The 15,243-nt window shown below is 66.7% G+C and carries 13 protein-coding genes, 1 tRNA gene and 2 pseudogenes; 12 read left to right on the top strand and 4 right to left on the bottom strand.

The features are described 5' to 3' along the window. Positions 1–49 precede the first annotated feature (49 nt). Positions 50–247 carry a helix-turn-helix transcriptional regulator gene (locus tag EL338_RS04700; RefSeq protein WP_013471006.1) on the bottom strand — a complete coding sequence of 66 codons (198 nt, stop codon included), beginning with the start codon at positions 245–247 and terminating at the stop codon, positions 50–52. 211 nt (positions 248–458) lie between these two features. On the opposite strand from EL338_RS04700, the pseudogene EL338_RS04705 reads away from it, so the two are divergent. From EL338_RS04705 to EL338_RS04720, 4 genes and pseudogenes are all read left to right on the top strand, one after another. Further along, positions 459–1,776, top strand: a pseudogene (locus tag EL338_RS04705) (IS256 family transposase). 159 nt (positions 1,777–1,935) lie between these two features. Next, positions 1,936–3,147 (top strand): tyrosine-type recombinase/integrase, encoded by a 1,212-nt coding sequence (locus EL338_RS04710; RefSeq protein WP_126332664.1) that lies wholly within the window; start codon positions 1,936–1,938, stop codon positions 3,145–3,147. Positions 3,148–3,167: 20 nt separating this feature from the next. After that, positions 3,168–3,241 (top strand) — tRNA-Leu (locus tag EL338_RS04715). Positions 3,242–3,326: 85 nt separating this feature from the next. Further along, positions 3,327–3,713 carry a nuclear transport factor 2 family protein gene (locus EL338_RS04720; RefSeq protein ID WP_126332665.1) on the top strand — a complete coding sequence of 129 codons (387 nt, stop codon included), beginning with the start codon at positions 3,327–3,329 and terminating at the stop codon, positions 3,711–3,713. Here EL338_RS04720 and EL338_RS04725 read toward each other — a convergent pair. Further along, entirely contained in the window at positions 3,710–4,378 is a 669-nt protein-coding gene (locus EL338_RS04725; protein ID WP_126336680.1) for a cutinase family protein, read from the bottom strand. The two genes, EL338_RS04720 and EL338_RS04725, sit on opposite strands and share 4 nt — an antisense overlap. Before the next feature lie 98 nt (positions 4,379–4,476). On the opposite strand from EL338_RS04725, the gene EL338_RS04730 reads away from it, so the two are divergent. The 8 genes and pseudogenes from EL338_RS04730 to EL338_RS04765 all read left to right on the top strand — a co-directional run bounded on the left by EL338_RS04730 (position 4,477) and on the right by EL338_RS04765 (position 13,091). Next, on the top strand, positions 4,477–4,998 hold the full coding sequence (locus EL338_RS04730; RefSeq protein ID WP_235666374.1) for a GNAT family N-acetyltransferase: 522 nt from the start codon (positions 4,477–4,479) through the stop codon (positions 4,996–4,998). Positions 4,999–5,166: 168 nt separating this feature from the next. Then, on the top strand, positions 5,167–7,083 hold the full coding sequence (locus tag EL338_RS04735) for a hypothetical protein (protein WP_126332667.1): 1,917 nt from the start codon (positions 5,167–5,169) through the stop codon (positions 7,081–7,083). A 52-nt stretch (positions 7,084–7,135) separates the two neighbouring features. Beyond that, on the top strand, positions 7,136–7,549 hold the full coding sequence (locus EL338_RS04740; protein ID WP_126332668.1) for a DUF2628 domain-containing protein: 414 nt from the start codon (positions 7,136–7,138) through the stop codon (positions 7,547–7,549). 146 nt (positions 7,550–7,695) lie between these two features. Then, positions 7,696–9,065, top strand: a pseudogene (locus EL338_RS04745) (acetamidase/formamidase family protein). Between the two features lie 138 nt (positions 9,066–9,203). After that, a complete protein-coding gene (locus EL338_RS04750) occupies positions 9,204–10,064 on the top strand; it encodes a formate/nitrite transporter family protein (RefSeq protein WP_126332669.1) in 861 nt (286 codons plus the stop codon). After that, a complete protein-coding gene (cynS, locus tag EL338_RS04755; RefSeq protein WP_126332670.1) occupies positions 10,061–10,510 on the top strand; it encodes a cyanase in 450 nt (149 codons plus the stop codon). Before EL338_RS04750 ends, cynS begins: the two co-directional genes overlap by 4 nt. Positions 10,511–10,576: 66 nt before the next feature. Next, positions 10,577–12,229 (top strand): acyl-CoA synthetase, encoded by a 1,653-nt coding sequence (locus tag EL338_RS04760; protein WP_126332671.1) that lies wholly within the window; start codon positions 10,577–10,579, stop codon positions 12,227–12,229. 10 nt (positions 12,230–12,239) lie between these two features. Further along, entirely contained in the window at positions 12,240–13,091 is an 852-nt protein-coding gene (locus EL338_RS04765) for a peptidoglycan recognition protein family protein (RefSeq protein ID WP_126332672.1), read from the top strand. On the opposite strand, the gene EL338_RS04770 is transcribed toward EL338_RS04765, so the two are convergent. Together EL338_RS04770 and EL338_RS04775 are read right to left on the bottom strand one after the other, a co-directional pair. Further along, positions 13,086–14,435, bottom strand: a complete 1,350-nt coding sequence (locus tag EL338_RS04770; RefSeq protein WP_126332673.1) for an alpha/beta hydrolase-fold protein — start codon at positions 14,433–14,435, stop codon at positions 13,086–13,088. The genes EL338_RS04765 and EL338_RS04770 overlap by 6 nt on opposite strands. Positions 14,436–14,524: 89 nt before the next feature. Continuing rightward, a complete protein-coding gene (locus tag EL338_RS04775) occupies positions 14,525–15,193 on the bottom strand; it encodes a hypothetical protein (protein ID WP_126332674.1) in 669 nt (222 codons plus the stop codon). Positions 15,194–15,243: the final 50 nt, after the last annotated feature.

Here is a 15,243-nt window from a genome sequence, read left to right on the forward strand (position 1 = left end):
CGAACGAAAGGCCTCGGCTAGACCCCGAGGTCTTTCTCATACGTCGGCGTCACGCGGCGTCGCCGCCTCCGCGCCGGGTTGTGCTCTCCCGCTGGGAGATCCATCGCAGAACCTCATCGCGTCGATAAACGACCCGGCGGCCCAAGGTGAAGCTCGCTGGACCGATGTCCGAATGACGCCAGTACCTCAGCGTCCCAACCGGGACACCGGTCAGGTCCGAGACTTCCTTGGCTCCTAGCAATTCCATCAGATTCCTCCTGAATTACGGTTGGTTTGGCTGAGCCAACAGTGACTGCGGCTATGGCGCCGTGTCCACCACCACAGAGCAATGATCAGAACCTGTGGATGAGCCTCGGGATGGGGGCGTGAAAGTGGGCGCACCTTCCCGAGGATGATCTGAAAGTCAGTAGGTCCGATCATGAGCCGGCGTTGGCGCGCTGGTTCGGGAAGGTACGCCCATGCTCACCGTAGTTCACGACGCCGAGGACGCCAACGGCCACGAGGCCTCTGGGCGCTCGTTGTTGGACGAGATCGTCCGCGACGGTGCCCGGCAAATGCTGGCCGCGGCGTTGCAGGCCGAGGTCGCCGCGTATGTGGCCCAGTACGCCGATCAGCTCGACGACAACGGGCACCGGCTGGTGGTGCGCAACGGCTACCACCAGCCACGTGAGGTGTTGACCGCAGCCGGTGCGGTGCAGGTGAAAGCTCCACGAGTCAACGACAAACGCGTCGACCCCGACACTGGTGAGCGGAAACGGTTTTCCTCGGCGATCCTGCCGGCGTGGGCGCGCAAGTCACCGCAGATGAGCGAGGTGCTGCCGCTTTTGTATCTGCACGGGCTGTCGACCAGTGATTTCGGGCCGGCCCTGGAGCAGTTTCTGGGCTCGGGTGCCGGGTTGTCGGCCACCACGATCACCCGGCTGACCAGTCAGTGGCAAGATGAGGCCCGCGCGTTCGCCGCCCGGGACCTGTCGGGCACCGATTACGTCTACCTGTGGGTGGACGGCATCCACCTCAAGGTCCGCCTGGACCAGGAAAAGCTGTGCTTGCTGGTGATGCTGGGTGTGCGCGCTGACGGCCGCAAAGAACTGGTGGCGATCACCGACGGCTACCGCGAATCGACCGAGTCGTGGGCTGATCTGCTGCGCGACTGTAAACGACGCGGCATGACCGCCCCGGTGCTCGCGGTCGGCGATGGCGCACTCGGGTTCTGGAACGCGGTGCGTGAGGTGTTCCCGGCCACCAAAGAGCAGCGGTGCTGGTTTCATAAGCAGGCTAATGTTCTTGCCGCGCTGCCGAAATCAGCGCACCCGTCGGCGTTGGCGGCGATCAAGGAGATCTACAACGCCGAGGATATCGACAAGGCCCAGCTCGCGGTCAAAGCCTTCGAGGTCGACTTCGGGGCCAAGTATCCTAAAGCGGTCGCCAAGATCACCGACGATCTGGACACCCTGCTGGAGTTCTACCACTACCCGGCCGAACATTGGATTCACCTACGCACCACGAATCCGATCGAAAGCACCTTCGCCACAGTGCGTTTGCGCACCAAAGGTCACCAAAGGCCCGGGATCACGCGCGGCCGGACTGGCTATGGCCTACAAGCTCATCGACGCCGCCGCGGCCCGCTGGCGCGCCGTCAACGCCCCACACCTGGTCGCTTTGGTCCGCGCCGGCGCGGTCTTCCACAAGGGAAAGCTGCTCGAACGCCCCACCGAGATCACCCCAACACAGCCGCCCACCGACGGCGCCGAACAACCCGGAACGGAGGTCGCCTGAACAACCCGATCCACAGGTATTGACAATTTCTCCCACCACAGCCACATTGACCGAAAAGTATTTCCGGTCATGCTGCTTCGGATTGAGTTGGCCGAAGGTCGAAGAACGATGGATCGCAAAGCGGACGGATGACGCGGATTGCTGCGGTATGTTCGATTCGTGATCACCCGGAACGAACGGGCGGGAATTGATGACCGCTGGCACAAGCGCGTCAAGGAATTAGACGGCACCATGCGCACGGAGCGGTCTGCGGTATACGGCAAGGTTTCGCGGTGGCGTGTCAGGTGGGTCGACAGCACGGGCGCTGAGCGCACCAAGAGTTTTCAGCGCAAGCCGGATGCGCAGGCATACCTCAACGGACTGACCGCTGATCTTCAGCGCGGTGAATACGTTGATCCGCGAAAGAGCGCGGAGACGTTCGGGTCGGTCGCCGAGCAGTGGTTCGCCACCAAACAGCACCGGAAGCCGAAAACGGTCGCAGGCTATCGCTCGTTGCTCGACACCGTAGTCTTGCCGAAGTGGGAAGGTGTTCCGCTGAAAAGGCTTGACTACGAGGCCTATTCAACGTGGTTGGGGTCGCTGTCGGTCGATGGTGGGCAACGCGGAGCCGGTCTATCGGCAAGTCGAACCACCCAAGCGCATCAGCTGGTAGGTGCTGTCCTCAAGTACGCCCAAAGGACTGGCAAGGTGGCGAAGAACGTCGCGTTCGAGATCAAGCGGGACGAGGACCTTCCCGAGCAAGCCGAGCGCGAGCGGCGCTACTTGACTCATGCAGAGCTGTTGATGCTCGCCAAAGCCGCTGATCGTTTCGAGACTCTGACACTGGTCCTGGGCTACTGCGGGCTGAGGTTCGGCGAAGCGGTCGCGTTGCGGCGCCGGCATGTGGGGGATCGGGTACTCACGGTGCGCTCGTCCGCAACCGCAGTCACCGGTAAGGGCATCGTGGAGTCGACGACCAAGACGAAGCGGGATCGCCACGTGCCAGTGCCTGAACCTGTCTGGAAGAAACTAAAGACTGAGTTGCCCGCCGACCCGAACGCGCTGGTGTTTGCCAGTCGGAAGGGCGGGTTCCTACCACTCGGTGCGTACCGCTGGGCATTCGACAACGCGTGCGAAGACGTCGGTATCGACGGGCTGGTACCCCACGGCCTGAGGCACACCACGGCGTCGCTGGCGATCAGCGCAGGCGCTAACGTCAAGGTCGTGCAGAGACTCCTGGGGCACGCAACCGCCGCGATGACGCTCGACCGTTACGGCCACCTGCTCAACGACGATTTGAGCGGTGTGGCAGATGCGCTGGGCAAGGCCATCGATAGCACTGCGGTATCACTGCGGTATTCAGGACGTCAGAATGAGGCTGAAACGGCCTGAACTATGTTCTGAACTGCGACGCCCCCATAGCCCAATTGGCAGAGGCAGCGGACTTAAAATCCGCGTGTTCCGGGTTCGAGTCCCGGTGGGGGCACTTGGTCTGGTGCGTCACGATGCCGCGTGTCATCGTCTGTGCTGAGCGTTGCCGCAACGACGAAGGACGACGATGAAGGACAACCATGAAACCTGAGGACGCCCTACAGATCCAGATGCTGCTCGCCGACTATGGCCACGTCGTCGACGATCACGACTGGGACCGAGCCCACGAAGTGTTCGCCGAGGACTTCGTCTTCGAGATGGGTGCCATGGGCCGCCCGGACTTGCACGGCATCCCCGACATCGTCGCGAACTTCAAGGGCCGCAACATGTATGCGCACGTCACCACGAACACCACGATGCGCGAGCAGGATGACGGCACCGTCATTGCGCACTCCAAGTTCATCGGGTTCCCGAACGAGGGCTCACCGGTCACCGGCGACTACCACGACCAGATCGTCCGCACGCCGGCTGGTTGGCGGCTGCAGCGCCGCCGGGCCGAGCTTCGGCAACGAAAGTTCTTCGACTAACGGCGAACGGTGGGGCTCGCGGCCGGTGCCTGGGCATGGCGAGTGACCCACTGGGCGGCGAGCTTCACCAGGCCGGACTCCGGATAGCGGACGTGGGAGTGGAAGTCTCGGCCGAGCGAGCAGACGGGATCGTTGGGGGCGCACAGGTCGGCGGTCCTCGATCCGAAGACCGGGCTCATCCGGGTCAACGGCTGGCCGATGCGCGCCGAGGGATTACCGAAGACGACCACCGCGGCGATGTGTGGAACGACGGCGGCGGGCAGTGGTGCGGTGTAGCCGAGGCCGGCAATCGGTGAGGTGGCGACGACGTCCACCACGGCGGCGCCCTGTGAATAGCCGCCCATCACGATCTTGGTGTCGGGGCACCGGGCGGCGGTCGCCTGGATGCGCTTGCTCAAGTCGGTGGCTCCGGCGGCTGCCTTCCAAAAATGCCACGTGGCCGGGTACTTCACCGCGTAGGTGCTGACCGTCGAGCCCTTCACCATGGGCCGCAACGTGTCGACGAATGCCTGGCCGACGACACCGATTCCCGCTGGTTCGTCGGTGCCCCGCGCGAACGCCACCTCGATGTCGGAGCATTTCGGTGCCGCTGAGGCCACCGGCGCCGCGATCGTGTTTGCCGCAGCGAACGCACCCAGCACTGCGATGGCAGCCCGGGCCGCCATCGTGCGGACACCAATACCCACCAACCACTTCTATCACTCTTTTCACAGGGCCGGCCACTTGTGCGGCGAGGACTCTCATCCGCTCGCTGCGCGGACTAATGTTCGACGCGATGAGGACTCGCCGGCTCAGCCGCGCCGAAACCGATGCCGATATGGCGGCCATTCGCCGGATCAATCTCGCAGCGTTCGAGACCGCGGCGGAAGCCGATCTCGTGGATGCGCTCCGCGAAGACCCCGCATGGATCGACGGACTCTCGATGGTTTCGACGACTCCCGGCGGCGACCCCGTCGGCTACGCCCTGCTTACGCGCTGCCACATCGACGACACTGCGGCACTGTGTCTCGGGCCGTGCGCTGTTCTGCCTGAGGGACAGCGAACCGGGGCCGGATCCGCTGCTACCCGCGACGTTCTCGCCGCCGCCAGAGCACAGGGTGAGCGCTTCGTGACCGTCCTCGGACACCCGGGCTATTACCCGCGATTCGGCTTCAGTCGGGCGTCCGCCCACGGGGTCAGGATGCGCGACCCGGTTCCCGACGACGCGCTCATGGTGCTTGCTCTCGACGGGAGTGACATCCCGGCCGGCACCATTCGTTACGCCGCACCGTTCGGCGACATCTGAGCGCTGGGCATCCGCTATTAGTGCCGAGGATTCTCGCTACGTCGCGGCTGTAATCCTCGGCTTTGACGGCGGTCGTCGTACCGTCGATCTCCCCGATTTCGGCCCGCCAGGCCCGCTGGCCCGTTAGCGTGCTCAACGGTCGAAGACGGCGCATCAAGAGGGCGGGGCATGACGCGAGTAGCAGCGTGGGTGGGGGCCGGAGTTTTCAGCGCGGGAGTCTCGGCGGCAGTGCTCGCCGGGGCGGGGGCCGCACACGCCGATGACGACGGTGCCACCAAACGGGACGCCAAATCGGACACAACGCAGGACCGGTCCACCGCTGACACGAAGCGCGACCCACTGAAACGGGCTGCGAAGTCCAAGGTTTCGGATACGGCAACTGCACGGGATGCCGAGACCCGAGCCGAAGCCCGACAGGCGCGCATCAAGCGCACCGACCGCACGCTGCGCGAGGCCGCAGACTCGGTCCGCACCAAGGTCCGCGGTGCCCTGAAGGACTCGACGCGCGAGATCCGGGAGAGCGCCCGCGAACTCCGCGAGGAAACACGCGAGCTCAAGGAAGCCCCGACGCTGCCGAGCGCTGCGGCCGAGGACGTCGATGCTGTCCAGGAGAAGGTCCGCCCGTCCATCAGCATCCGGTCGGCCCTGGCTGAGCGCCATGCCCGGCTGGATGTGCCGACAGCGCAGCCGGAGCCGGAAACCGACATCCTGGAACCACCACGCCCGCAGGCGGACTCGGCTACCGCCATCGAGAAGCTCGCCGCGGTCACCCCGGCCCGCAAGGACCCGGTCGAGGCCGTCCACGACCTGCTGCGCGGCCTGGGGGCGCTCGCGCTCAACCCCGAACCGCAGAACTATCCCAAGCCGCTGTCGGTGCTCGGCGACGTCGTCTTCGACACCGTCGCCGCGCTCGAACGCATTGTGGGCGGGGACCCGGTGGTGCCACCGCAGCTGCGCGACTCCGTCGAGGTCAGCAGCTCCACGCTGGTCGTCTCGCCCGGCCACGAAGTCGAATCCAACTGGTATCTGCCCAAAACCACTGCGGGACAGCCCGCGCCGAGCAGGCTGATCTATCTGCAGCACGGGTTCCTGGCCAACGGCCCGCTCTACAGTTACACCGCCTCGTATCTGGCGAACCAGACCAACAGCATCGTGGTCACCACCACCTACACCTCCAACCCGTTCGAGGCCGACGGGATGTGGCTCGGCGGCGACAACCTGCACGAGGCCGTCGCGCAGCTGTTCCTCGACCCGGACCGCACCGCGCTCAACGCCAGCCTGGACAACGCCGAACTGAAGGCCGGCCGCCCCGGCGACATCGAGGTGCCGCTGCAGTTCGTCCTGGTCGGGCACTCGCTCGGTGGTGGGTTCGGTCCCGGTGTCGCCGGCTACTACGCCGAGGGCCTGCTGCGCCGCCGCGACGACGATCCGGCGGCGTCCAACGATCTGGCCGGCGTCGTCATCTACGACGCGGTGCCCATGGGATCGATCATTCCCGACGCCATGGAACGCCTGGATGCGTTGGAGGCCAACGGAACCGCCGACCCGGCCGACGATGATCCCAACGACTACATCCCGATCTACGAGATCGGCGCTCCGCTGAACTACCTCAACGTGTTCAGCGACGTCAACGACCAGCTGACCCAGGCCCGACCCGGCCAGTTCACCGGCGTCGTGCTCGAGGACGGCGTCCACATGGACCCGATGCAGGGCGGCAACCCGTTGATCCAGGCGGCCGCCTACCTCATCGCCGGATTCCCGCAGCCGCAGAACCCGCTGGCCGTGCGCGCGCTGTCGGCGGGCTGGATCAACGACATGTTCGACGAGAACATCGACCCCGCCACCGGCGCGTGCCTCGCGGACGCCGACTGCGCCGGCCAGTACGGCGACGGCGGAACGTCGTTCCTGGTCAGCACCGACGAAGGAGACGCCGTCGCGGTGCTGATCGGTACCCGACGGGCCAGCGACCTCACCTCGCTGCGGGCCATCAGCGTCACCGACTTCATCTCAGCGATCCCCGCCGGCGTCCTCAACGGTCTCGAGACCACCTGCGATCTGTTCTCCGGAGGCCAGTGCCCGGTGTGAGGCCGCGATTTTGGTGTCGGAAGCACCACCGATGCGCTAGTACTGTCAACCCATGACGAATGTGCCAGACTCCACCGAGGTGCCGGCTGCCTGGCAGCAGCGGTTCGCCTTCTTCCAGCAGTACGGTCCAGTCGGCTCGACGCCGGAGGCCAAGGCCGCTTACCGCGCGCTGCCGTTCGGTGCCCGGATGCGCCTGGGGTTCAACATCTGGGCATTTCTGTTCGGCCCCGTCTACTTCCTCGTCAAAGGCATGTGGCGCAAGGGACTGACGGTGCTGGGCGTCGCGGTCACGCTGGGAGTGGCCTCGGTGCTGTTGGGTGTGCCGGACAACTGGGACCGCGCATTTGCCATCGGCTTCACCGCAGCCATCGCGACGGTGACGAACTGGGCCTATTATCTGCACGTGGCCGAGGGCAGCCAGTCCTGGAATCCGTTGGAGGGGCTTCGGCGCAAAGGCCCGGCCTGATCGGCGTCGATCACACTCGCTGGGATAACCGGCGCCGCAACACTTCACAGTGCGGCCGATGTCAACGTGTGTGAACACAACCGCAACAACATCGAAACACCGCGTGGGTAACTTCCTGGCCACCGACTACCCGGAGGTCAGCCTGTATGAGTTCGTCGTTCGCGCACGCCGCAGCCGAAACCCTCGCCAAAGGAATCGGGCGGCGCGATTTCGTTCGTGTCGTCGCGGCGGTGGGCGCCGGCGCGGGTCTCACCGCCGCGGGAGCCGGTTGCGCGCACCGGGATTCCGTTCCGGCGGCGACCGGCGCGGTGGCGGCCGGGACCACGGACGGCTTCGAGGTCCTGCAACCCGGTAGCGGCACCATCACCGGCGACCATTACCTGCAATCGAATCCTGAACAGGTGCTCTGGGGTTACGTGCCGACCGTGCACGCCGCGGCGGCCCTGAGGATGCGCTCGGGCCAGACGATCACCGTCGACACCGTCTCGCACGAGGGGATCCTCGAGGATCAGGGGCGCAACCCCGTCGAGTACTTCGGCAGTAAGGGGGTCAACGAATCCGAGGTGCTGCAGGACGCGATCGCTGTCGCCGCCGACTACGACCGGACCCCGCGCAACTTCGACAAGGACGGGCCGCACGTGGTGACCGGGCCGGTGTTCGTCGACGGCGCGCAACCCGGCGACGTGCTGAAATCGAGACGCTGGAGGCCATTCCGCGCGTACCGTACGGCGTGGTGTCCAGCCGCCACGGCAAGGGGGCGCTGGCCCGCAAAGCCGACGGAACCGCGCCGGAGGGCATCAGCCTCGACGAGGTGATGCCGCCCGTCGCCGCCGACGGCCGACCCAACGCCGACCCCACCCAGTACGGCAACGTCTCGACGTTCACCGCCGTCGAAGACGGCCACGGCGTCATGTCCTACGGCGACGCGCGGGTGCGGTTCCCGCTCTCGCCGTTCATGGGAATGATGGGGGTGGCCTTCTCCCAGGACCGGGACCCCACGGCGGCCACCGCGAACTCCATCCCACCCACCGTGGCCGGCGGCAACATCGACATCCGTCTGCTGGGCGAAGGTTCCACGTTGTATCTGCCGGTGTTCGCCGAGGGGGCACTGTTCTACGTCGGCGATCCGCACATGGCCATGGGCGACGGTGAAGTGGCGCTGACGGCGATGGAAGGGTCCCTGCGCGGCACGTACCGCCTGACGGTGTGCAAACCGGGGTCCGGCGACGCCCCGTCGGTCGCCTACCACTATCCGTTCGCCGAAACCGACGACTCCTGGGTGCCCATCGGATTGTCGGATCCCGACGGGGCGATCGACGGCAACGGCTCCGACCTGGACATCGCGATGCGCCGGGCCGTGGTCAATGCGCTGGATTTCCTGCAGAACGACCAGGGCATGGACCGCGCGACGGCCTACGCCTATCTGTCTGCCGCCGCGGATTTCGCGATCTCGCAGGTGGTCGATCGCACGGTGGGCGTGCACGGCCAGATCTACAAGTCCCATTTCGCGGCGTGACCGGAGGCTGATCTCACACCCCGCACCACGCCGTTGTGCAGAGTCTGCAACGCAGACGCATAACCGAAGTCGCGAAGTGGAAATCGCGGTGCGACACGGTGGACCGCGAACCGCCATCGGAGAAGAGGTTGCAGCCACATGTCCTATGTCAGCCCAGTTCAGTTCGTCGGCAAGATGATCGACTCCGGCGAGTCCAAGGCCCACATGTCCACCCGCGACACCCTGATCCGGGCGTACATGGCCGGTGCCATCCTGGCGATCTCCGCGGCCTTCGCGGTCACCGTCACCGTCCAAACCGGCAGCCCCTTGCTCGGCGCGGTGCTGTTCCCGGTCGGCTTCTGCCTGCTCTACCTGCTCGGCTTCGACCTGCTCACCGGGGTGTTCACGCTGGTGCCGTTGGCGCTGCTGGACAAGCGGCGCGGCGTGACCGTGCGCACGGTGCTGCGCAACTGGGGCTGGGTCTTCCTGGGCAACCTCGCCGGTGCGCTCACCGTCGCACTCATGATGGCGATCGTCTTCACCTACGGGTTCAGCATCGACCCCAACGAGGTGGGGCAGCGCCTCGGCGAGATCGGGCACAGCCGCACCGTCGGCTACGCCGAGCACGGCGCGGCCGGCATGCTCACGCTGTTCATCCGCGGGGTGCTGTGCAACTGGATGGTCTCCACCGGCGTGGTCGCGGCGATGATGTCCACCAGCGTCTCGGGGAAGGTCATCGGGATGTGGATGCCGGTCATGCTGTTCTTCTACATGGGTTTCGAGCATTCGGTGGTCAACATGTTCCTGTTTCCGTCGGGCCTGATGCTCGGCGGCGACTTCTCCATCGCCGACTACCTGGTCTGGAACGAAATCCCCACGGTGCTGGGAAATCTCGTCGGCGGGGTGGCGTTCGTCGGGCTTACACTGTTTGCGACCCATGCGCGCACGGGAGCGTCGAGGTTCACGCTGCCCCCCGTAGCGCAGCCCGATACCCTTGAGCCGAAGAAGGTGACCGCATGACTCCCATCATGACCAAACCCGAAGCCGCCGCACTCGTCGTCGCCGCCAGGATCCGCAAGAATCTCAGCTGGGCCCAGATCGCCGAGGAACTCGACGCCCCGAAGGCCTGGTGCGTCGCGGCCCTGCTGGGCCAGCATCCACTGACCGCCGAGCAAGCCGAACGCGCGTGCGCCCTGCTCGAACTCGACGACGCGGTACGCGAAAGCCTGCAGCTGCAACCTGCCCGCGGCGTCGACCCGGAACTGCTGTCCGACCCCACCATCTACCGGTTCCAGGAGGCCCTCGCGGTCTACGGCCCCGCGATCAAGGAACTCATCCACGAGGAGTTCGGCGACGGGATCATGAGCGCCATCAACTTCAAGCTCGATGTGAGCCGGCGGGCGGACCCCGACGGCGACCGCGTTGTCGTCACGTTCGACGGGAAGTTCCTCGACTACCGCTGGTGACGCATTGCCGAGTCCCCTCGGCGGCCGTTGTGAGAGTATCGGCGCATCGAGCCTGAAGGGGGGCCCATGGCTAGTTCAACGGTCGGCGTCCGGCAGAAGCTGCAGCATCTGGGCGAGGCGGTGCGCGCCGCCAAGCGACTCGTCGAAACCGGGATCCTCGATCTGAAGGATCTGCGCGGAACTCTTCGGGGAGCCAAGCTCATTCAGGTCTACGGACCGCAAGCGACGATGACCATCCAGGGCGGCCACCGATTTCCGGACCTGCCGGCCGTCGTCGACGAGCGCGGGAGTCTGACCTACGGCGAAGTCGACGAGCAGTCCTGGGCGTTGGCGTACGCGCTGCGCTCGCTCGGTGTGGTCGAGGGTTCCGTGGTCGGGGTGTTGTGCCGCGACCACCGGGGTCTGATCATCGCGATGGCCGCCTGCGGCAAGCTCGGCGCCCGCGTGGTGCTGATGAACACCGGGTTCGCCAAGCCGCAGTTCGCGCAGGTCTGCGAGCGCGAGAAGGTGACGGTTGTGCTGCACGACAGCGAGTTCGTGGGGCTGCTCGACGCGCTGCCTCCGGAGCTGCCCCGCGTGCTCACCTGGGTCGACGACGGCGCCGAGCTCCCCGCGGGCGCGCACACCCTCGACGACCTCGTTGCCTCGAACCCCACCGATCCGCTACCGCCCCCGACCCGCCCCGGCGGCTCGGTCATCTTGACCAGCGGGACCACCGGAATGCCGAAGGGCGCGCCCCGCGACACCGTGTCGCCGTTGGCGACGGCGCAGATCATCGACCGAATTCCGTTCCCCCGCAAGGGCACGATGGTCATCGTCTCGCCGATCTTCCACAGCACCGGGTGGGCCACCTACACCGTGGGTGCCGCGCTGGGCAACAAGATCGTGACCGCCCGGCGGTTCAACGCCGAGAACACCGTGAAGATGATCGCCGAGCACCGCGCCGAGATGCTGGTGGCGGTCCCGACGATGCTGCACCGCATGGTCGAACTCGACGCCGCGACCCTCGCCAAGTACGACACCTCCTCTTTGCGGGTGATCCTGATCGCCGGCTCGGCGCTGAGCCCGGAGCTGAGTGAACGGGTGCAGGACACCTTCGGTGACGTCCTCTACAACATGTACGGCTCCACCGAGTGCGCCATCGCCACCGTGGCCCAGCCGGCCGAGCTGCGTGCCGCGCCCGGGACCGCCGGGCGGGCCCCGGTCACCTGTGAGGTGGTGCTCTACGACGACAACGACCGGCGCATCGAGGGCGCGAACCGTCCCGGCCGGATCTTCGTCCGCAACGGCGCCCCGTTCCAGGGGTACACCGACGGCCGCGGTAAACAGATCATCGACGGCTACATGTCCAGCGGCGACATGGGCCATTTCGACGACAACGGGCTGCTGTTCATCGACGGCCGCGACGACGACATGATTGTCTCCGGCGGTGAGAACGTGTTCCCACAGGAGGTGGAGAACCTGCTCGAGGAACACGACGACGTCGCCGAGGTGGCGGTGGTGGGTGTCGACGACGTGGAGTTCGGAAAGCGGTTGCGCGCCTTCGTCGTTCCCGAGCCGGGCGCCGCACCGGACGCCGCTCAGATCAAGCAGTACGTGAAGGACAACCTCGCCCGGCACAAGGTGCCCCGCGACGTGGTGTTCATCGACGAGCTACCGCGCAACGCCACCGGCAAGCTGTTGCGCCGGGTGCTGGTCGAAAAGGACGTCGACAGCTGAGGAGGCGGCCGTGCCGCAGACAAGACGGTGGGTCGGAGACCCGGTCTGGCTCGCGGATGTGCTTCGTGCCGAAGGGGTTCGGCTCGTCGAGTACCCCGGATGGCGCGACCGCGGCCACGGCGACTTCAAGGATATCCGCGGGGTGATGGTGCACCACACCGGATCCGACAACGCCTCTGCCGCCTCGATCGCGCGGGGCCGGCCGGATCTGCCCGGACCGCTGTCGCAACTGCACATCGCGCGCGACGGCACCATCACCGTCGTCGCCGTGGGGGTCGCCTGGCACGCCGGGGTGGGCATGTACCCGTGGCTGCCCACCAACATGGCCAACTGGCACACCATCGGAATCGAGTGCGCCAACAGCGGAACCAGCCCCACCGCGCCGCACCGCACCCATTGGCCCGACGCCCAGTACGACGCGTTGGTGCGCAGTTGTGCGGCGATCAACCGCCGGCTCGCGCAGAACTCCAGCCGCACCATCGGGCACAAGGAGTACGCGGGCCGGGCGCAGGGCAAATGGGATCCGGGCGCCATCGACATGGACATCCTGCGCAGCGACATCCAGGCCGCCATCGGCACCATCCCGGACCCGGCCGCGACGCCGAGGCCGCCGGTGCCGGTGGGCAAGTACGCGGAGGTCCTGCTGTTCCGCGGGGTCGAGGGGCCCCAGGTCGCCCAGCTACAGCGGCAGCTACGCGACGAATATCCCTATTACGCAGGTGATTTGGTGATCGACGGTGTCTTCGGACCGCAGACCGAGGCTGCGGTGCGGGAGTTCCAGCGCCGCACCCGCGGACTCAAGGTCGACGGCGTCGTCGGACCCGCGACCGCAGCGGCAATGAACCTGCGACTGGTGTCATAGCGGCGACGGCGACGCGGGGCGCAGCCGGGCGATGATGCCGTCGAGGTCGACGACGAACATGTCGGGCCGGAAGAAGTGACCGCCGGGCACCTCGTGGGCTTCGTGCGGGATCCCGGCGGCGCTGAGGTGTCCGCGGAACTCGCGCTGACCGGCGAGCACCTGGGTCTCGTTGACGCTGTCGAACCAGTTGAGCGGGTCCGGGCTGGTGCCGGCCAGCAGGAAGATCCGCTTGTTGCGGTAGCTGCCGATGCGCTCGACGGGATTGTCGGCGCTGACCCGGCGTTGCTCCCACAGCGGTGCCCCGTAGACCGTCCCGCCGGCCAGATCCAGCACCGCCGAGGTGATGTTCGCCCAGTGCACCACCAGTCCGTAGTCACGGCGCAGACTCGCCGGGCCGGAGTGGCTGCTCACCGACGCGAAGTGCCCGTAGTACTTGGCCGCGTACTTCAACGCACCGAAGCCGCCCATCGAGAACCCACCGACCGCACGGCCGTCGTACTCGGCGAACGTCCGGAAGTTGGCGTCGATCCAGGGGAGTAGCTGGGCGATGTGGAAGGTCTCCCAGTTCCGTGGCCCCACGAAGGAACTGACCGGGTTGGAGTACCACCCCGCGCGCCCGCCGTCGGGCATCACCACGATGATCGGCTTGCCGGCGGTCAATTCGCGGATGCCCGCGAAGTCGAAGAACCGGAAATCCTGGTCGCCGCCGTGGAACAGGTAGAGCACGGGGTAGGTGCGTCCGCTGGTGCGGTAGTCGCTGGGAAGCAACACGTTGACGCCGGGGTTCCAGCCGATCGCGCTGGTCTGGAACCGGTAGTACCACAGGCGCGGATCGTTCTCGTTGCGGTCCACGATGTGCAGGCCGAACCCGTCGCCGCGACCGGCGAAGATGATCAGTTCCGTCCCGACGTCGATGACGCTAGGATCGGCGATCCCGTTCACGTCGGCGATCAACGGATAGAACGACGCGTCCCCGTAGAAGTGAGATGCCAACGCCGACAGCGTGTCTGCCGGTGCCACGGTGTAACGCGTGAGGTCGGCGATGATGAGTTCCTGGCCCGGGGTCAGAACAGCCGACTCCGGCAGTCCGCTGGCCCGGGCGATCAACCAGGCCAGATCCGCGTCCCCGTAGAACCGCGTCGCCAGCGACGGCAGCGTGTCACCCGGTGCCGCCCGGTACCTCGTGAAGTCGGGGAAGATCAGGTGCCGTCCCACGGCGAGGACGTCGGGATCGTCGATCCCGCCGGCGGCGGCGATCAGCGGGTACAGTTCGGCGTCGCCGTAGAACCGCAATGCCAACGCGGACAATGTTTCCCCGGCAACTACGGTGTGCGTTCTGATCATCGCCCGCCCCCTCGGCTACGGCTGTCTAGCCGTGATTATCCGCCCGTCGGGGCCGCGGGCGTGGCGTTTCGGACTACCCAGGCGCCGGTTCAGGCGAGCGAAAGTCCCCCCGGGCGTTCGGCGGAGTCGCCGGCGCGCAGCGCGGCCGGGGCCAGGAAGTCGGCCAGGGGGTAGCGGGATTCGGTTGAATCCTGGTGTGGCGCATCGTCGGAGTCCAGCAGCAGCTCGGTGGCGGCCTTGGCCTGGAACATCGCGACGACGGCGTCGTTGTGCTGGTCGGTACCGAAGCGGGTGAGCGCCGCGGTGAGCTTGCCGTCCACGTAGCGCAGCGTGTGTTCGAGTTGCCGCAGTTCAGTGGCGTCCTGGCGCGCATCCTCACGCTCGGCCTGCTCGTCGCGCCTGGCGACCAGTCGGCGCATGGCCAGGGCGCCGAGTGCGGCCGACAACGCGGGCACGAACAGCACCGTGCTCGTCACGCCGAGGGAGGCATCCGACGACAGCGCCGCGATGATGCTCAGGGTCGTGAGCACCGCCAGCAGCGAGGACAGCAGCGTCATCGCCGACGCGGCCGCCACTCGGTCCCCGGCCCGGCGGACCAGTGGCGAGAGCTTCGACGACACCGTGGAGGCCTGCCGGACCGCGGTCTGATGCCAGGACGGTGGCGCCGGACGCGGGGGCGGGGCGGGTGCAGCCGTCGGCGGGGCCTGCGGGGCAGCGGTTTCGGGTGCTTGCTGAGTCTCAGCGGCAGCAGCTGTCATGTGACCATTGTGGCCTGAGTGACGTGTGATTCCTGGGAGGCGAGGCCGTT

The sequence above is a fragment of the Mycolicibacterium chitae genome, assembly GCF_900637205.1.
Taxonomy (GTDB): Bacteria; Actinomycetota; Actinomycetes; order Mycobacteriales; family Mycobacteriaceae; genus Mycobacterium; species Mycobacterium chitae.